This is a genomic window from Actinomyces sp. MRS3W, assembly GCF_032465695.1.
Lineage (GTDB): Bacteria > Actinomycetota > Actinomycetes > Actinomycetales > Actinomycetaceae > Actinomyces.
The window spans coordinates 1-1,217 of record NZ_JAWDJJ010000088.1 but is presented as its reverse complement, the minus strand read 5'-3'; the positions used below and the strand labels follow the sequence as shown (position 1 = coordinate 1,217).

General features: G+C 74.4%; 1 pseudogene. It reads right to left on the bottom strand.

Annotation, left to right across the window (positions count from 1 at the left end):
- Positions 1–1,217: pseudogene (locus RWX45_RS02615) on the bottom strand (primosomal protein N'); the annotation flags it as partial.

Here is a 1,217-nt window from a genome sequence, read left to right as displayed (position 1 = left end):
ACCACCGGGTGCGGTCTGCCCAGCAGGATGACGCGCGCCTCCGGCCGGGCGAGCACGGCGGCATTGCTCCAGTGGCGTAGAGCCTCGCTGGAGGCGCCGAGCTCGGCGCGGGAAGACAGGGCGGCCCCATCCAGAAGCAGCACCGCCCAGTAGCCGTTATCGGCGCGGGGTTCGGCACCGGGGGTGGCGATGACCAGTCGGGGGCGGGCATCGACGGTGGCGATGACGCCGTGATCCTCGCGTGCCCCGGACGCCACGACGGGGGTCCCGGGGAAGGCCCGGCCCAGCTCCTCTGCGGTACGGGTGGTGCCTACCTGCACCATGCGCAGTGAGTCGTGGCCGCATTGGGGACAGGTCCAGCCGGTCAGGCTGCGGGCGCACCAGCGGCAGGTGACGCGGCCGCTGCGATCCATGGACTCTGGGCCGCCACAGGTGGGACAGTGCACGACGGTGCGGCAGCGGGCGCAGGCTACGAGTGGGGCGTATCCCGCACGCGGCACCTGCACCAGGACGGGCCCGTGGGCGAGCGCCTCCCGCAGGGTGCGGTGTGCGAGGGAGGGGATGCGGGCGGCGCCGGAGGGGCCTTCGGCCTCAAGCTCGGGGGCGCCGGGCACCTGGACGCGGGCCACCGCGGCGCGCGTGGTGTCGCGGTGCGCGTGCAGATCCGTGGCCCAGCCCTGTTCCACGTACGCCTGGGCCTCGACCGAGCGGGTATAGCCGCCGATGAGTAGCCCGGCCCCGCTCAAGCCCGAACGCAGCGCCAGGACGGTGCGGGCATGGACGTAGGGGGCGTGTGGCTCGTCGAGCCGGTCATCCCCATCGTCCCAGATGACCGCTAGACCCAGATGGTGCACCGGGGCGAAGGCAGCGCCCCGGGTGCCGACCGCAACGCGGGCGCGCCCCTGCAGCAGGCGTAGGAAAGCCCGGTAGCGGCGAGCGGGTCCGTGTTCAGCGGACAGAACGATGACCGGCTCCTCCCCCAGATCCGCCGACAGGGCGGCGGCCACCTGCTCGGCGCGCTGGGTGGTGGCGACAACGATGAGCGCGCCGCGGCCGCCGGTCAGTGCGGCCCGGACGGCGTCGGCGACCAATCGTGTCCAGGCTGCGACGAGGCGATGTCGTCCGGGCAGTGCCGTCCACACGGCCCGGGGGGCGCCGCCGGCGGCGAGTTGGTCCAGGAAGGCGGGGCCGCCGTCGTAGACGGCCCAGGCGTCGGC